Below are 14,932 nucleotides of genomic sequence, written 5' to 3'. Positions count from 1 at the left end.
GCGGCATATAGCACTATTTGTCGTTGCTTAGTTTTAGTTTTTTTACATTTGTAAGTTAATTTTTAAATTCAGGGTATGATTCAATCAATGACGGGTTACGGCAAAAGCTTAACCGAGCTGAGCCACAAAACTATTCGTGTTGAGCTTAAGTCTTTAAATAGTAAAAATTTAGATGTTAATTTACGCATGTCTTCGCAGTATCGCGAACTTGAAATGCCACTCAGAAACTTAATAAGCGAACACTTATACCGAGGGAAAGTAGATGTTTCTCTTCATGTTGAATCTAAAACCGGAGAAACTTCAACTGAAATTAACACCAAGGCTGTGCAAGCTTATGTTCAGCAACTAAAATCTATTTCAACTGAAGGCGACGAGCTAAACTTTAAAGATCTTCTTCCTATTGCAATAAATTTACCTGAGGCTTTAGTGAATGAAAAAAAAGAACTTGACCCTGCAGAAGCTGAAGCAGTTAAGGAAACATTTAAGTCTGCCATAGAACAATTGATCCTGCACAGAAATGATGAAGGAAAAGCTTTAGAGCAAGATTTTAACCTACGAATTTCAAACTTAAAGTCGTTAATAACTGAAGTAAAAGCTATTGATCCTGAACGTATTGATAAGGTTCGTGAACGTTTGCATAAAGCAGTGACAGACTTGAAAGTAGATGTTGACCAAAATCGTTTTGAGCAAGAATTGATGTATTATCTTGAAAAATATGATATTACAGAAGAGAAAACCCGACTTGATAACCATCTTGACTATTTTTTTAAAACGATGAATACAGCAGAATCTAATGGCAAAAAGCTTAATTTCATTTGTCAAGAAATCGGACGTGAAATTAATACTATTGGCTCAAAATCTAATTTCGCACCGATGCAAAAATTAGTAGTTAAGATGAAGGATGAGCTTGAAAAAATCAAAGAGCAGCTTTTAAACGTGTTATAATATGAGTGATTTTAAAGGAAAACTAATTGTATTTTCGGCACCTTCAGGCTCAGGTAAAACCACGATTGTCAGACACTTACTTGCTCAACAAGAATTAAATTTAGATTTTTCAATATCAGCAACTTCTCGAGAACCTCGTGGTCATGAAATACATGGTGAAGATTATTATTTTATGAGCTTAAAAGAATTTAAGCAACATATTAAAAATGATGATTTTTTAGAGTGGGAAGAAGTCTATCGAGATAATTTTTATGGTACACTTAAAGCTGAAGTCGAGCGAATTTGGGCAAAAGGTAAACATGTTGTGTTTGATATAGATGTGGTTGGCGGTTTAGATATTAAACAAATTTACCCTGACCGAACTTTAGCAGTTTTCGTGAAACCGCCAAGTATTGAGGAACTTAAAATTCGTCTAAAAAAACGAAAAACCGAAACTGATGATAAAATTAATATGCGAGTTGCAAAAGCTTCAATTGAAATGGCAACAGCGCCACAATTTGATTATACCATTATAAATGAAGTTTTAGATGATGCACTTGATGAGGCTTACCAATTGGTTTATAATTACATTAATTAATCATGAAAAAGGCAGTCGGACTCTATTTTGGGACATTTAATCCTTTTCATATTGGTCATTTAATTATTGCCAATCATTTAGCTCAGTTTACAGATTTAGATGAAATTTGGCTAGTTGTCACCCCGCAAAGTCCATTTAAAAAATCAACCAATTTGCTGGATAATCACCATCGCTTAGAAATGGTTTATCAAGCCGTTGAAGCCTACGATTATCTAAAGCCATGCGATATTGAATTTAAAATGCCTCAACCTAATTACACCGCGTTAACTTTAGCAGAACTAAGTGATCAATATCCTAATCGTGATTTTTCTATAATTATGGGAGAAGATAATTTAAATCACTTTCATAAATGGAAGAATTGGGAATACATCATAGATCATCATTCTATTTATGTTTGTCCAAGATTGTCTAAAGGCAATATTCCTGAGCAGTTTAAAAATCACCCTAAAATAGTGATGACAAATACGCCTGTGATTGAAATATCATCAACATTAATTCGTTCATCTATTAAAGAGGATAAAGTGGTAGAACCACTGTTGCCTGCTAAAGTTTGGCAATATATTGACGAGATGAATTTTTATAGAACATAAAAACACGCTTTATTTTGACAGACCAAACAACCGATATAAAACAAGTATTACAGACGCCAAACCCTAATTTTGGTGTTATTGGCGGTGGTAGCTGGGCTACTGCAATAGTTAAAATGCTATGTGAAAATTTACATGCAGTCAATTGGTATATGCGCAATGAAACTGCAATTGAGCATATCTTAAAAGAAGGTCATAACCCAAACTATTTGAGTGCAGTTGAATTTGATACAAATCAATTAAAATTAACCAACCAAATTAATAAAGTCGTTGAGCAATCAGATATATTAATTTTTGTTGTGCCATCAGCATTTCTGCAAAATGAATTGGATAAAATTACAGCGCCTTTTAGCGATAAGATCGTGTTTAGTGCTATTAAAGGCATTGTACCAGAAAGTCATTTGTTAGTTGGTGAGCATTTTAATGAACGTTACCAAATTCCATTTGAAAAAATTGGCGTTATTACAGGACCATGTCATGCTGAAGAAGTTGCTCTTGAACGATTATCTTATTTAACCATAGCTTGTGCTAATGAAAATCACGCCAATACAGTTGCCCATTTTTTAAGTAGCGATTACATTAAATGCAATGTTTCTGAAGATATTATCGGTACAGAATATGCGGCTGTATTGAAAAATATTTACGCTATTGCAGCTGGTATTGCTCATGGTTTAGGTTATGGTGATAATTTTCAAAGTGTATTGATGAGTAATGCCATAAAAGAAATGAAACGCTTTATTAAAAAACGCTACAAAATGAAGCGTAACATTAATGATTCGGCCTATTTAGGAGATTTGCTTGTTACAGGATATTCAGTTTTTAGCCGAAACCGTTTATTTGGAAATATGATTGGTAAAGGCTATACTGTAAAAAGTGCACAAATGGAGATGAGCATGATTGCTGAAGGTTATTATGCTACCAAAAGTGCTTTTGATATAAGTCATAAAGATGGCAAAAAGAAGGTAAAAACACCAATTATCAATGCTGTTTATAAAGTGTTGTATCAAACGAAAAATCCAAAACAAGTGTTTACCAAATTAGCCGATAAGCTAAGTTAATTCTCAAAAAATACACATGAACAAAATATTTAACGGCGCATTTTTAGTCGCCCTGGCTGCATCTTGCTATGGTTTGCTAACCACTTTTGTGAAATTAGCCTATCAAGATAATTATACGACTTATGAAGTGACTTTTTCTCAGCTTTTAATAGGTTTTATAGCTTTAGTTATTCTTAATCTGTTTATAAAGAAAGAATCAAAACCAATCGAGTCAAAATCTGTTCGGCAAAAGTCTATTTTGTCTTTAATCTTGTCAGGAACATCATTAGGCTTTACAAGTGTTTTTTATTATTTAGCTGTTCAAACCATCACAGTTTCAGTTGGTATTGTATTATTAATGCAAAGTGTATGGATTGGAGTTGTTATAGATGGGCTTATTAATAAAGTTAAGCCTACCAAAAGAAAATTATTTTCGGTTGGCCTAATTTTAATAGGAACAGTACTTGCTGCAGATTTATTAATCGAAGACCAAAAAGTAGACCTTGTTGGTATTGCCTACGGTTTTTTAGCCGCATTATCTTATACAGTTACTATGTTTACATCTAACCGCGTGGCACTTCAGTATCACTCAATTACCCGCAGTAAGTGGATGATGCTTGGTGGTTTATTTATTGCCATAATCTACACATTAGTGAGTATAAAAGGTGATTTTGATTTTGGAATTTTCAAACTTTGGGCGCCAGTTTTAGCTTTGTTTGGCACTATTTTACCACCTTTATTATTTACCGCTGGAATGCCAAAAATTAATGTTGGTTTAGGTGCGATTATCTCATCAATTGAACTACCTGTTGCTGTTTTAATGGGATATTTTGTGTTAAACGAAGATCAGAATTTAACGAAATGGATTGGAATTATTTTAATACTTTCAGCAATTATATTGATGAATTATAAAAAAGCAGCTAAGATTAAAACTTAGTTGAAGTTATTGTGCTAAAACACCAATTTTATCAATGAGTTGAAGTTGAGTTGCTTGCTTTTCACTAATACTATTTGCTTCAAATATAAAGTCTTTATGATAAAGTGTATGATTTAAAAAGTAACTGACTTTAAACTTATTCTCAAACGCTAGTAATTCATCTTGAAGAAATTCAATTTTAGCAATGGATTGAGCTGGTAAGATATCTATTTTTTTACGTAAAGTTGAGGTTTTTTGGGTTTCAGAATTACCTTCAGAGACAATTAATACAGTTTCCAAATCGCTTTTGTTTTGGTTAATTAAATATACTGTCCAGACTTTATCTTCTAAGGTTTCATCATTTTCTAAAATAGCAGCCACCTTAACACCACTAACTTCTGGAATTGATATATCTTTCCTCATCTTTACAATACTGATTTAAACTGTTTTAAAAAACGGATATCATTTTCATAAAACATTCTAATATCTTCAACTTGATAAAGTAGCATTGCAATTCTTTCAATTCCCATACCGAATGCAAAACCAGAATACTCATTAGGGTCTATATCAACATTTTTAAGCACATTAGGATCTACCATACCACATCCCATAATTTCTAGCCAGCCAGTTCCTTTGGTAATACGGTAGTCAGTTTCAGTTTCAAGTCCCCAATAAATGTCGACTTCGGCACTTGGTTCTGTAAATGGAAAATAAGAAGGTCTTAGCCTGATTTTAGATTTACCAAACAACTGCGTTGTGAAATACGAAAGTGTTTGTTTAAGGTCTTTAAATGAAACATTTTTATCTATGTATAATCCTTCAACTTGATGAAAAATACAATGTGATCGTGCTGAAATATCTTCATTACGAAATACACGTCCTGGTGAAATAGTTCTAATCGGTGGTTTATTGTTTTCCATATATCTTACTTGAACACTTGAAGTATGTGTTCGCAGCAAAATATCTTCAGGATTGGTCTGAATAAAAAAAGTGTCCTGCATGTCACGTGCTGGGTGATATTCAGGCAGGTTTAAAGCTGAGAAATTATGCCAATCGTCTTCAATTTCTGGGCCTTCTGAAACATTAAATCCAATATTTGAAAAAACTTCAATAATTTGATTTTTAACAACAGAAATCGGATGTCTTGAACCAATTTCAATTACTTCAGCAGGTCGGCTTAGGTCACCATAAATGCCTTTCTCATCTAATTGAGCTTTGAATGAAGCCTTCAGATCTTCTATTTTTTGATTGGTAGTTTGCTTGAGCTCATTTATAGCTTGACCAAAGTCTTTTTTATTTTCGTTTGGTATAGTTTTAAATTCTGCAAAAAAAGCATTTAATATCCCTTTTTTACCGAGATACTCAATTCTAAACTGTTCTAATTCATCTTCAGTTTTAGCCGTAAACTGCTTTACTTTCTCGACATGTTCTTTAATCTGGTCAATCATTTTTTTGAAGTCTAAAATCAGTTGGCAAAAGTATAAAAATTAAAAATCTTATGTTGTGTTTAGTTAATGTAATCTCGATTAATAAAATAATTTACAATAGCTTCTTTCATCAACACGCTTTGTTCACCAGATTTTAAAGCAGGTAATTTTGAAATATTTTTATAATGTGGCCAGCCATCATCATCTACAAAGTCAAATTCATAATAGCCATAAGGTTCTAATAACTTACAGATGGCAATATGCATGAGGTTAACTTTGTCATCTTTTTTAAACTTTAAATGTGGTTGTCCTAATTCTTGTACGCCAACTAAATAAATAATTGCGTCAAGATCTAGTGTTTCTCCATCAGCAAATTGTGCAGAAAGTTTTTTAACTAGAGTGTTCCAGCGAAGTTTTAATTGTTCATCTCCTATCATTTTGCAAATTTATGGCTTTGTATCAAATTAGTATATTTACCACATGAATATTTTCGATATTATTATAGCATTACTAGCTTTGTTTGTTGTTTATAAAGGTTTTAAACGCGGACTTGTACTTGAATTAACTGGCTTATTAGCACTTTTTTTAGCTTTGTTTCTAGCGTATAATTTTTATGACCTAGTTTCTGATGATTATTTATCTACTTATGTTGACTGGTCAAGTGAATTATTAGATTTAAGTTCTTTTATTCTTGTTTTTGTAGTTGTAGCGATAATAATAAACTTGATTGGAAGGTTAGTTACTAAGTTGCTTGATATTGCAGCGTTAAGTTTGTTTAATCGTTTATTAGGTGGTCTGTTTGGTCTATTAAAGTTAGGCTTATTTTTGTTATTTCTAAACGTGGTTATAGATTATGGTATGCGTTTACTTGACCGTAAAGACTTACCCGAATTTTTAGAAACTTCTATTGTTTATCTGGTTTCTCGTGATATTTACAAGTCTATTATGCCACAAATATTTCAATTATTAGCATAAAAAAAGCCCGCTGTAAGCGAGCTTTTAAATTGATTAACATATGTAATTAGTCCGTAAGAATAATTACTTTGTTATTATTCATTTCTAAAACACCACCAGAAATATTAAAGTGAAATTTATTTCCTTTTTTATGAAATAAATCGGCAATTTTATCATCTAACTTTACATCGTCACTTAATTTTAAAGCGCCTTTAGTTAATGCAGAAATAACAGGTGCGTGGTGATCTAAAATTTGAAATTCACCTCTTATTCCAGGTGCAATAACTGAAGTAACTTGTTGGTTAAGGATAACTTTTTCTGGGGTTACAATTTCTAGTTGCATATCATTTTGGTTTAAGCTTCAGCTAACATCTTCTCGCCAGCTTCAATAGCCTCTTCAATACTTCCTTTTAGGTTGAATGCAGATTCAGGAAGGTGGTCTAATTCTCCATCCATAATCATGTTAAAGCCCTTAATAGTTTCTTTGATATCAACAAGAACACCTTTAAGACCAGTGAATTGTTCAGCTACGTGGAATGGTTGTGATAAGAAACGTTGAACACGTCTTGCTCTTGAAACAGCAAGTTTATCTTCTTCAGATAATTCTTCCATACCGAGAATTGCGATAATATCTTGTAATTCTTTATAGCGTTGTAATAATTCTTTAACGCGCTGTGCACAGTTATAGTGATCTTCACCTAAAATGTCAGCTGTTAAAATACGTGATGTAGAATCTAATGGGTCTACCGCGGGATAAATACCAAGCTCAGCAATTTTTCTAGACAATACTGTTGTTGCATCTAAGTGAGCAAAGGTTGTTGCTGGAGCAGGGTCAGTAAGGTCATCCGCAGGGACATAAACGGCTTGGACTGATGTAATAGAGCCTTTTTTAGTTGATGTAATACGTTCTTGCATAGCACCCATTTCGGTAGCAAGTGTTGGTTGATAACCAACCGCCGAAGGCATTCTACCTAAAAGTGCAGAAACTTCTGAACCAGCTTGAGTAAATCTAAAAATATTATCTACGAAAAATAATACATCTTTACCTTGACCATCGCCAGCACCATCTCTAAAGTACTCAGCAATAGTTAATCCAGATAGAGCAACACGCGCACGAGCTCCAGGTGGTTCGTTCATTTGGCCAAAAACGAAAGTAGCTTTAGAATCTTTCATAGCTGATTTATCAACCTTAGATAAATCCCATCCGCCATCTTCCATTGACTCCATAAAGTCATCTCCGTACTTAATAATTCCAGATTCTAGCATTTCTCTAAGTAGGTCATTTCCTTCACGAGTACGTTCGCCAACTCCTGCAAATACAGATAAACCGCCGTGTCCTTTAGCGATGTTATTAATTAATTCTTGAATAAGTACAGTTTTACCTACACCAGCACCGCCAAATAATCCAATTTTACCACCTTTTGCGTATGGTTCAATTAAATCGATAACTTTAATTCCTGTGTATAGAACTTCAGTAGAAACTGATAAATCTTCAAATTTAGGCGCTTCTCTGTGAATTGGTAAGCCATCTTTTCCTTTTTTTGGTAATTCTTCCATACCATCAATTGGATTACCAGTTACATTGAATAATCTTCCATATACATCTTGTCCAATCGGCATTTGAATTGGGCTTTGTGTAGAAACGACTTCAGTACCTCTTTTAAGACCATCTGCAGAATCCATTGCAATTGTTCTTACAAGGTTTTCTCCAACGTGAGATTGAACTTCAAGGACTAATGTGTTACCATTGTCTCTGTTGATTTCTAAGGAATCGTAAATCTTTGGTAAATCTTTTGAATTTTCGAACTCAACATCGATAACTGGGCCAATGATTTGAGATATTTTACCTGTAATTTTAGACATTATCAAGCGTTTTATGGTGTTTTAAAAAACTATTATTTTTGGTTTGCAAATATATATTAATTTTATAAAATTAAGATTGGAATTTGCTATTTTAAATTTGTTTATTCAACTGTTACTGACTTAGCTAAATTTCTTGGCTGATCAACATTTTTACCTAATTTCACGGCAATATGATACGATAATAACTGCAGTGGAATAGTGGTAAGCAATGGTGTTAAAGCTTCAAAAGTCTCTGGAACTTCTAAAATATGGTCGGCCATTTTTTTAACTGATGTGTCTCCTTCAGTAACTACCGCTATAATTTTTCCTTTTCTAGATTTAATCTCTTGAATGTTACTCACAACTTTTTCGTAATGGCCTTTTTTGGTTGCTATAACTATAACAGGCATCATTTCGTCTATAAGTGCTATGGGTCCATGTTTCATTTCGGCAGCAGGATAACCTTCTGCGTGTATGTAAGAAATTTCTTTCAATTTAAGTGCACCTTCAAGTGCCACCGGGAAGTTGTATCCTCGACCGAGGTATAAGCAATTTTTTGCATTTTTATAGGCCTCTGCAACTTTTTCGACCATATTATTGGTTAGCAGCGTTTTTTCTACCTTTTCAGGGATTAACTCTAGCTCATTTAGATATGCGTGAAAATCTGATTGTGAAATTTCACCTTTAGTTTTGCCGAGTTTAAGGGCTATTAATGATAGAACCGTTATTTGTGTTGTGAATGCTTTGGTAGATGCTACACCTATTTCTGGCCCTGCGTGCGTATATGCGCCTGCATGAGTTTCTCTTGAAATTGAAGACCCAACAACATTACAAACACCAAATACAAAAGCGCCGTTTTCTTTAGCGATTTTAATGGCAGCCATTGTGTCAGCGGTTTCGCCACTTTGTGAGATGGCTATAACAACATCTTCTTTGCTTATGACAGGGTTTCTGTATCGGAATTCAGAGGCATATTCAACTTCAACAGGAATTCGGGCTAAATCCTCAAATATATATTCAGCTACTAGTCCAGCATGCCATGAAGTTCCACAAGCCACAATTATAATTCGTTTAGCATTCATTAATCGGTCTATGTTATCATTAATACCAGACATTTTAATGAGTCCTTTTTGAGGTAGCATTCGTCCGCGATAAGTGTCTCTTATAGCATCTGGTTGCTCATAAATTTCTTTAAGCATAAAGTGATCGTAACCTGCTTTTTCAATTTGATCGAGATTTAGTTGAAGTTCTTGAACATATGGATCTACAAGTTTATCGTTTTTGATTTTTCTAATACGAACTTCACGACCTAATCTAACAACAGCCATTTCGCCATCTTCTAAATAAATAGATTTGTTAGTATACTCAATAAATGGAGATGCATCTGAAGCGATAAAGAATTCATTTTCACCTACACCAATAGCTAGTGGACTTCCTAGTCTAGCTACAACAATTTCATTAGGCTTATTCTTGTCAAATACCGCAATTGCATAAGCGCCAACTGTTTGGTTTAGTGCTATTTGTACAGCTTTTCCAAGCTTTACGTTTTCTTTTGTTTTAACATCTTCAATTAGGTTGACTAAAACTTCAGTATCAGTTTCAGATTGAAAATTATAACCGCGCTTAGTTAACTCTTCTTTTAGAGGTTCATAATTTTCAATAATTCCATTGTGGATGATGACTAAGTCACCAGAGTTTGAAACATGAGGATGAGAGTTTATATCATTAGGTTCACCGTGAGTTGCCCATCTGGTGTGGCCGATACCTATTTTACCAGAGGTAATTTTTTCGGTTTTACATTTATTGTTAAGATCTGAGACTTTACCCTTGGTTTTACAAATCTTTAATTGGTCATTATTGAACAAGGCAATTCCTGCACTGTCATAGCCTCTGTATTCTAAACGTTGTAGACCTTTTAGAACAACGTCGTATGCATCTTTTGGTCCGATGTATCCTACGATTCCGCACATAATTAGTTAGATTAGTTAGTTGTTAATTGTCAGTTTCTGTGTAAATGATTCTTAATTTAAGGCGTTTATTTTCAAAAGGTGAGTTGTTACCATGTAAAACTGTGCCTCTTGGGCTTAATGCAGAGCTTTCTAATACACTTTCAAATGTTTCACTATCATCAATAATATCTAGTGTTCTTGTGATGTTTACATTTTGAGAGATAGATAAACCGAGTTCTACATTGGTCGAGTCTTTGTTAATTATGTTATTAATGTGATTTGTAATTCTCAGCCTGTAAAATTTATTTCCATCACTGTCTTCTTCAAGTGGCGGTAAATGTATACTCGCAGAGGTTTCCGGATTTTCTGATAGCGTTGGATCTAAGCGATAATCCTCGAGTATAATATTGTTTTCGATATCATAAATGAATAATCGATTAACAATATTTTTGTTAGAAGAGGCTAAATCTTCGTTTACGTACATTATGAGGTTAGCTTCATTAATAACCCATTGGTTCTGTCTTAATTCTTCAAGTTGGTCTGAAATACCGTCACCATTAGAATCTAATCCTGTAAAAAGGTTAATAACACCTGAAGAACCTTCACCACCTTTTAAATAAATGTATTCTTCGCCTTGATTTTGATTTTGGTTAGATAAATCTACAGCAAATTGATTATCATAAAAATTGACATTTATTCCTGAGAAATTTAGGCTTAATTCATCAAAACTTTCAACAGGCTCAGGAGTAACGTCAGGATCTAGTGAAATGCCTGGCCTCATTGTTTTGTAATGCAGCGTGATGTTTGATTGTTCTGTATTTAAGTTTAAATTAATTAACAGAGGTTCAGGTGTTGTAGGCTCAATGACCATGTGAATGCCTCTAAAATAATTAATAAAATTATTGTTGTTGACTAGTTCTTGTTCACCTGCTTTGCTCATGATTTTTTCATTGAAATAATCAAGCGGTAACTTTAGTCTAATTCTAGGGTTTACTGAAGTGGTATCAGGATTATCTTCATCAGACCTATCAATTAAAGTAATACTCTCTTTAAGTTCGTCTAGATTAATTGTTTCAGATTCAAAAAAAGGCGTAGTTTCTATGAATGGCGAAATTTCATCAATTTGGTTTGAAAAATACTGTTGGTTATTATCAAATTCACCGTTTTCTCCAGGGTCAAGTTCTCTTAAAAAATAATTCGATTCGTAAAGTTTGAGTTTGAAATCACCAGTTCCAAAAATCGAATCTAACTCAAATTCGTCGGTATCAATTTGGGTTAAATATAAAGGTAAATTTAATATAACGCTATCTAACTCAGGTTGCATTCCAAAATCTTCATTTGGTGTTGCAAGTCTAATTTGAGATAAAATAGTATTTTCAGTAGTCCCAAAAACTGGGTCGTTATAAGTACCAATTAAATAGTTGGTGAGTGAATTGGTTTGTATGGCTGTGATTTTTTCACTGTATGCTGTAATTTCTTCAACTTCATAGGCTGGTTGAAGTTCTATACTATTAATATAACCACCACCTAATTCACTTATATTTTCTTGACAAGACAAAAGACTTATAAATAAAAGACATAAGGTTAATTTGCCAACTATTTTTTTTTGCATATTATTCAACTTCTTCATTTAAAATATCACTCAAATAAAAATTTTGGTAAGCTTGAGCAAAGGCTTCTCTAGGTTTGTATTCTAGCGTAGGGATTTCTTTAGACTCTACATAATCTATTAATTCCTGACTTACTTCTTCGCTCCCAAAAATAATACCGTCTGAATTATCAACGGCTGTTTTTAAAAGGTTATTGTAAGTTGGTGAAGATAAATGTTCAACGGCATTATCGTCAATACCGTCAAATAAAATTTTCTTGATCATATCTTGATCAAGCGTGTTTTCAAAATCCCTATTGTAAACAGATGTTACAATTTTAGATTCTTTAAATAAAGGTTCGTTGCCGTAGTAATGTCTTAAATATAAAGGTAAAAGGGATGCTAACCAGCCATTAACGTGAATAATGTCTGGTGCCCAATTTAGTTTCTTAACGGTTTCAATAACACCTTTGGCAAAAAATATAGCACGCTCATCATTATCTTCAAATAGTTCTCCATCTTCATCAGTGAGTGTGGCTTTACGTTTAAAATAATCTTCATTATCAATGAAATAAACTTGCATACGTTCTTTAGGAATCGAAGCAACTTTAATAATTAGCGGCATGTCTAAATCATTGATGACCAAATTCATCCCTGATAAACGAATGACCTCATGGAGTTGATGTCTCCGCTCATTGATGTTTCCAAAGCGCGGCATAAAAATTCTAGTTTGTCCACCAGAAGCATTAACCATTTTTGGTGCTTCAAAAGACAAAGAAGAAATGTCGTTTTCGGGCAAGTAGGGAACAACTTCAGATGATACGTAAAGAATGCGTTTATCTTTCATAAGGTATTAAATGCTAATTTATAAAGTTGCAAATTTACAAATTTTTATGTGGATTAATGCTAAAATATTAGCTTTGCAGCTTAACATTAGAAATATAGAGTGAATATTTCAACTAATACAGCGCTTCAAGAACAAATTCAGGACTTGAAAGCTCATGAAAAAATAATAGGTTTAGTACCTACAATGGGTGCTTTACATGAAGGACACCTTAGTTTAGTCAATTTTGCTTACCAATATTGCGATGTTGTGGTCGTTAGCATTTTTGTAAATCCCACGCAGTTTAATAATTCTGGCGATTTAGAAAAATATCCTCGTAATTTTGAAAAAGATTATCAATTACTTATTAGCAATAACCCCAAAACTATAGTCTATACACCAAGTATAAATCATGTTTATGGTGAAGATGTAAAAGCTGAAGAATTTGATTTTGGAAGCATAGTCTCATACATGGAAGGTCAGTACCGCCAAGGCCATTTTAACGGTGTTGGTACAGTTTTAAAGCGTCTGTTTGCTATTGTTAAACCGCATAAAGCCTTTTTTGGTGAAAAAGATTTTCAGCAACTGCAATTAGTCAAAAAATTAGTTGAAATTACTCAACAACCTGTTGAAGTTATTGGAAGTCCTACGCTAAGGATGCCTAATGGTTTAGCTGAAAGTTCTCGTAATTACAGGCTAACACCAGCTGAAGTTGAAGAAGCTAGTTTGATTTATAAAGCACTATCTCAAGCTAAAACAATGTTTAATGATTTTTCAATTAACGAAATTAAATCTAGCATTCAAGACCTATTTGAAGACCACCAATTGCTTGAACTGGAGTATTTCGAGGTTGCACCAACTTCAACTTTAATACCTGCTCAAACAAAAAAAACACATCTCAATTATCGAGCATTTATTGCAGCATACATCAGAGATGTTCGATTAATAGATAATTTAGCTTTAAATTAAATCATGCAAATACAAGTTGTCAAATCTAAAATTCATCGTGTAAAAGTTACAGGAGCCGATTTAAATTATATTGGGAGTGTTACCATAGATGAAGATTTAATGGACGCCGCAAATATCATTGAAGGCGAAAAAGTGCAAATCGTTAACAATTCAAATGGTGAGCGTTTAGAAACCTATGTTATTCCTGGTCCTAGAAATAGTGGAGAAATTACATTAAATGGCGCTGCAGCACGTAAAGTTGCTAAGGGTGATATTCTTATTATTATGTCCTACGGCATCATGACTATAGAAGAAGCGAAGTCATTTAAACCTAGTTTAGTCTTTCCTAATGACGATAATAAACTCAACTAAATGCAACCAAAATTAAAAAAGAGACTAAAATTCATTATTCCTCTATTAATAGGTTTCTTTTTTGTATTCATATCCTTGTATAGATTCGAGGCCGAAGAGCGGCAACTAATTTGGTCAAACATTAAGCAAGCCAATTTATTTTGGGTTTCTGTTTCTGTTGTTCTCGGCATATGCTCGCATTTATCACGAGCTTATCGCTGGCAATTTTTACTTCAACCTTTAGGCGTAAAACCAAGATTTATCAATTCTTTTTTTTCAGTCATGTTTGCATACCTTGCCAATCTTGGTGTCCCACGTTCAGGCGAAGTTTTAAGAGGTGCAACCTTAGCCAACTATGAAGATGTTAAGTTTGAGCAAGCATTTGGGACAATTATAACAGAACGCGTGATTGATTTTTTGATGCTGTTACTTATTGTTGGTGTTACTATTTTATATCAAGCCGATTTAATTTTAAACTTCTTTGAAAACAAATCGATTAATCCATTATTTACCTTAATATTATTAGGCGTATTAATATTATTAATTCTCTTAGGGCTTAAATTATTTTCAAGATCTCAACAGCCATTAATTTTAAAAGTTAAACAATTTTTAGAAGGTGTTGTTCAAGGTATGAAGACTGTACTAAAAATGAAAAATAGTCTTTTATTTATCTTACATACATTTTTAATTTGGACTTTATATATAGCCATGTTTGTAGTTGTAAAATACAGCATTCCAGGCACATCAGATGTTCATTTATCAGTACTTTTAGTGGCTTTTGTTTTTGGCTCTTTTGCAATGTCTATCACCAATGGCGGAATTGGTATTTACCCACTAACAATCGGTGCCACCATCGCTGGTTTTGGAGGCGACGCTGTAGCTGGAGAATCATTTGGGTGGATTGTTTGGACGGCTCAAACTCTACTAGTGATTGTAGTTGGAGGTTTCTCAGCCTTGCTCATGCCAATTGTTAATAAGGATTAATTTT

General features: G+C 33.4%; 17 protein-coding genes. 9 read left to right on the top strand and 8 right to left on the bottom strand.

Translation table 11 applies throughout. The annotated features are described in order from the left end of the window. The first annotated feature begins 75 nt into the window (after positions 1-75). Genes BUB82_RS06525 through BUB82_RS06505 form a run of 5 tightly spaced genes read left to right on the top strand, consistent with a single transcriptional unit; the run spans position 76 to position 4,083 of the window. Positions 76-945, top strand: coding sequence for a YicC/YloC family endoribonuclease (locus BUB82_RS06525; RefSeq protein ID WP_073192801.1), 870 nt, complete (start codon positions 76-78; stop codon positions 943-945). 1 nt (position 946) lies between these two features. Then, complete coding sequence (gene gmk, locus BUB82_RS06520) at positions 947-1,522, top strand: guanylate kinase (protein WP_073192800.1); 576 nt, start codon at positions 947-949, stop codon at positions 1,520-1,522. A 2-nt stretch (positions 1,523-1,524) separates the two neighbouring features. Beyond that, on the top strand, positions 1,525-2,112 hold the full coding sequence (gene nadD / locus BUB82_RS06515; protein ID WP_073192799.1) for a nicotinate (nicotinamide) nucleotide adenylyltransferase: 588 nt from the start codon (positions 1,525-1,527) through the stop codon (positions 2,110-2,112). 14 nt (positions 2,113-2,126) lie between these two features. Next, positions 2,127-3,167, top strand: a complete 1,041-nt coding sequence (locus BUB82_RS06510) for an NAD(P)H-dependent glycerol-3-phosphate dehydrogenase (protein ID WP_262501840.1) — start codon at positions 2,127-2,129, stop codon at positions 3,165-3,167. Between the two features lie 16 nt (positions 3,168-3,183). Next, positions 3,184-4,083 carry a DMT family transporter gene (locus tag BUB82_RS06505; protein WP_073192798.1) on the top strand — a complete coding sequence of 300 codons (900 nt, stop codon included), beginning with the start codon at positions 3,184-3,186 and terminating at the stop codon, positions 4,081-4,083. 6 nt (positions 4,084-4,089) lie between these two features. On the opposite strand, the gene BUB82_RS06500 is transcribed toward BUB82_RS06505, so the two are convergent. The 3 genes from BUB82_RS06500 to BUB82_RS06490 are packed head-to-tail and all read right to left on the bottom strand — an operon-like array spanning position 4,090 to position 5,926. After that, positions 4,090-4,485 (bottom strand): hypothetical protein, encoded by a 396-nt coding sequence (locus BUB82_RS06500; protein WP_073192797.1) that lies wholly within the window; start codon positions 4,483-4,485, stop codon positions 4,090-4,092. 2 nt (positions 4,486-4,487) lie between these two features. Further along, complete coding sequence (gene pheS, locus BUB82_RS06495) at positions 4,488-5,510, bottom strand: phenylalanine--tRNA ligase subunit alpha (protein ID WP_073192796.1); 1,023 nt, start codon at positions 5,508-5,510, stop codon at positions 4,488-4,490. Positions 5,511-5,569: 59 nt separating this feature from the next. Then, complete coding sequence (locus BUB82_RS06490) at positions 5,570-5,926, bottom strand: hypothetical protein (RefSeq protein ID WP_200796293.1); 357 nt, start codon at positions 5,924-5,926, stop codon at positions 5,570-5,572. 43 nt (positions 5,927-5,969) lie between these two features. Between BUB82_RS06490 and BUB82_RS06485 the strand changes: the two genes are divergently transcribed. Beyond that, a complete protein-coding gene (locus BUB82_RS06485) occupies positions 5,970-6,464 on the top strand; it encodes a CvpA family protein (RefSeq protein WP_073192795.1) in 495 nt (164 codons plus the stop codon). A 46-nt stretch (positions 6,465-6,510) separates the two neighbouring features. On the opposite strand, the gene BUB82_RS06480 is transcribed toward BUB82_RS06485, so the two are convergent. The 5 genes from BUB82_RS06480 to BUB82_RS06460 all read right to left on the bottom strand — a co-directional run bounded on the left by BUB82_RS06480 (position 6,511) and on the right by BUB82_RS06460 (position 12,669). Beyond that, complete coding sequence (locus BUB82_RS06480; RefSeq protein ID WP_073192794.1) at positions 6,511-6,786, bottom strand: F0F1 ATP synthase subunit delta/epsilon; 276 nt, start codon at positions 6,784-6,786, stop codon at positions 6,511-6,513. Between the two features lie 11 nt (positions 6,787-6,797). Next, the gene (gene atpD / locus BUB82_RS06475; protein WP_073192793.1) at positions 6,798-8,306 is read right to left on the bottom strand and encodes a F0F1 ATP synthase subunit beta; all 1,509 of its coding nucleotides are present in this window, start codon (positions 8,304-8,306) and stop codon (positions 6,798-6,800) included. Between the two features lie 101 nt (positions 8,307-8,407). Then, positions 8,408-10,255, bottom strand: coding sequence for a glutamine--fructose-6-phosphate transaminase (isomerizing) (gene glmS / locus BUB82_RS06470; protein ID WP_073192792.1), 1,848 nt, complete (start codon positions 10,253-10,255; stop codon positions 8,408-8,410). Between the two features lie 22 nt (positions 10,256-10,277). Then, positions 10,278-11,846 carry a BamH family beta-barrel-assembly machinery protein gene (locus BUB82_RS06465; RefSeq protein ID WP_073192927.1) on the bottom strand — a complete coding sequence of 523 codons (1,569 nt, stop codon included), beginning with the start codon at positions 11,844-11,846 and terminating at the stop codon, positions 10,278-10,280. A gap of 1 nt (position 11,847) precedes the next feature. Then, a complete protein-coding gene (locus BUB82_RS06460) occupies positions 11,848-12,669 on the bottom strand; it encodes a glycogen/starch synthase (RefSeq protein ID WP_073192791.1) in 822 nt (273 codons plus the stop codon). A gap of 99 nt (positions 12,670-12,768) precedes the next feature. Here BUB82_RS06460 and panC point away from each other — a divergent pair, with 99 nt between their 5' ends. Genes panC through BUB82_RS06445 form a run of 3 tightly spaced genes read left to right on the top strand, consistent with a single transcriptional unit; the run spans position 12,769 to position 14,928 of the window. Beyond that, a complete protein-coding gene (panC, locus tag BUB82_RS06455; RefSeq protein ID WP_073192790.1) occupies positions 12,769-13,614 on the top strand; it encodes a pantoate--beta-alanine ligase in 846 nt (281 codons plus the stop codon). A gap of 3 nt (positions 13,615-13,617) precedes the next feature. Next, positions 13,618-13,965: an aspartate 1-decarboxylase gene (gene panD, locus BUB82_RS06450; RefSeq protein WP_073192789.1), complete on the top strand. Its 348-nt coding sequence runs from the start codon at positions 13,618-13,620 to the stop codon at positions 13,963-13,965. Then, positions 13,966-14,928, top strand: coding sequence for a lysylphosphatidylglycerol synthase transmembrane domain-containing protein (locus tag BUB82_RS06445; RefSeq protein WP_073192788.1), 963 nt, complete (start codon positions 13,966-13,968; stop codon positions 14,926-14,928). It begins immediately after the preceding gene. Positions 14,929-14,932 lie beyond the last annotated feature (4 nt).

Origin of the sequence: Psychroflexus salarius (genome assembly GCF_900129035.1) — a bacterium.
Lineage (GTDB): Bacteria > Bacteroidota > Bacteroidia > Flavobacteriales > Flavobacteriaceae > Psychroflexus > Psychroflexus salarius.
Note: the sequence above shows the minus strand (reverse complement) of the source record. Positions and strands in the feature narration are given on the sequence as shown.

Coding starts and splice junctions, on each gene's coding strand:
- BUB82_RS06485 (WP_073192795.1), top strand. CDS start 5,970: ATGAATATTTTCGATATTATTATAGCATTACTAGCTTTGTTTGTTGTT.
- glmS (WP_073192792.1), bottom strand. CDS start 10,255: ATGTGCGGAATCGTAGGATACATCGGACCAAAAGATGCATACGACGTT.
- BUB82_RS06480 (WP_073192794.1), bottom strand. CDS start 6,786: ATGCAACTAGAAATTGTAACCCCAGAAAAAGTTATCCTTAACCAACAA.
- BUB82_RS06505 (WP_073192798.1), top strand. CDS start 3,184: ATGAACAAAATATTTAACGGCGCATTTTTAGTCGCCCTGGCTGCATCT.
- nadD (WP_073192799.1), top strand. CDS start 1,525: ATGAAAAAGGCAGTCGGACTCTATTTTGGGACATTTAATCCTTTTCAT.
- pheS (WP_073192796.1), bottom strand. CDS start 5,510: ATGATTGACCAGATTAAAGAACATGTCGAGAAAGTAAAGCAGTTTACG.
- panD (WP_073192789.1), top strand. CDS start 13,618: ATGCAAATACAAGTTGTCAAATCTAAAATTCATCGTGTAAAAGTTACA.
- BUB82_RS06460 (WP_073192791.1), bottom strand. CDS start 12,669: ATGAAAGATAAACGCATTCTTTACGTATCATCTGAAGTTGTTCCCTAC.
- BUB82_RS06525 (WP_073192801.1), top strand. CDS start 76: ATGATTCAATCAATGACGGGTTACGGCAAAAGCTTAACCGAGCTGAGC.
- gmk (WP_073192800.1), top strand. CDS start 947: ATGAGTGATTTTAAAGGAAAACTAATTGTATTTTCGGCACCTTCAGGC.
- BUB82_RS06465 (WP_073192927.1), bottom strand. CDS start 11,846: ATGCAAAAAAAAATAGTTGGCAAATTAACCTTATGTCTTTTATTTATA.
- atpD (WP_073192793.1), bottom strand. CDS start 8,306: ATGTCTAAAATTACAGGTAAAATATCTCAAATCATTGGCCCAGTTATC.
- BUB82_RS06490 (WP_200796293.1), bottom strand. CDS start 5,926: ATGATAGGAGATGAACAATTAAAACTTCGCTGGAACACTCTAGTTAAA.
- BUB82_RS06445 (WP_073192788.1), top strand. CDS start 13,966: ATGCAACCAAAATTAAAAAAGAGACTAAAATTCATTATTCCTCTATTA.
- BUB82_RS06500 (WP_073192797.1), bottom strand. CDS start 4,485: ATGAGGAAAGATATATCAATTCCAGAAGTTAGTGGTGTTAAGGTGGCT.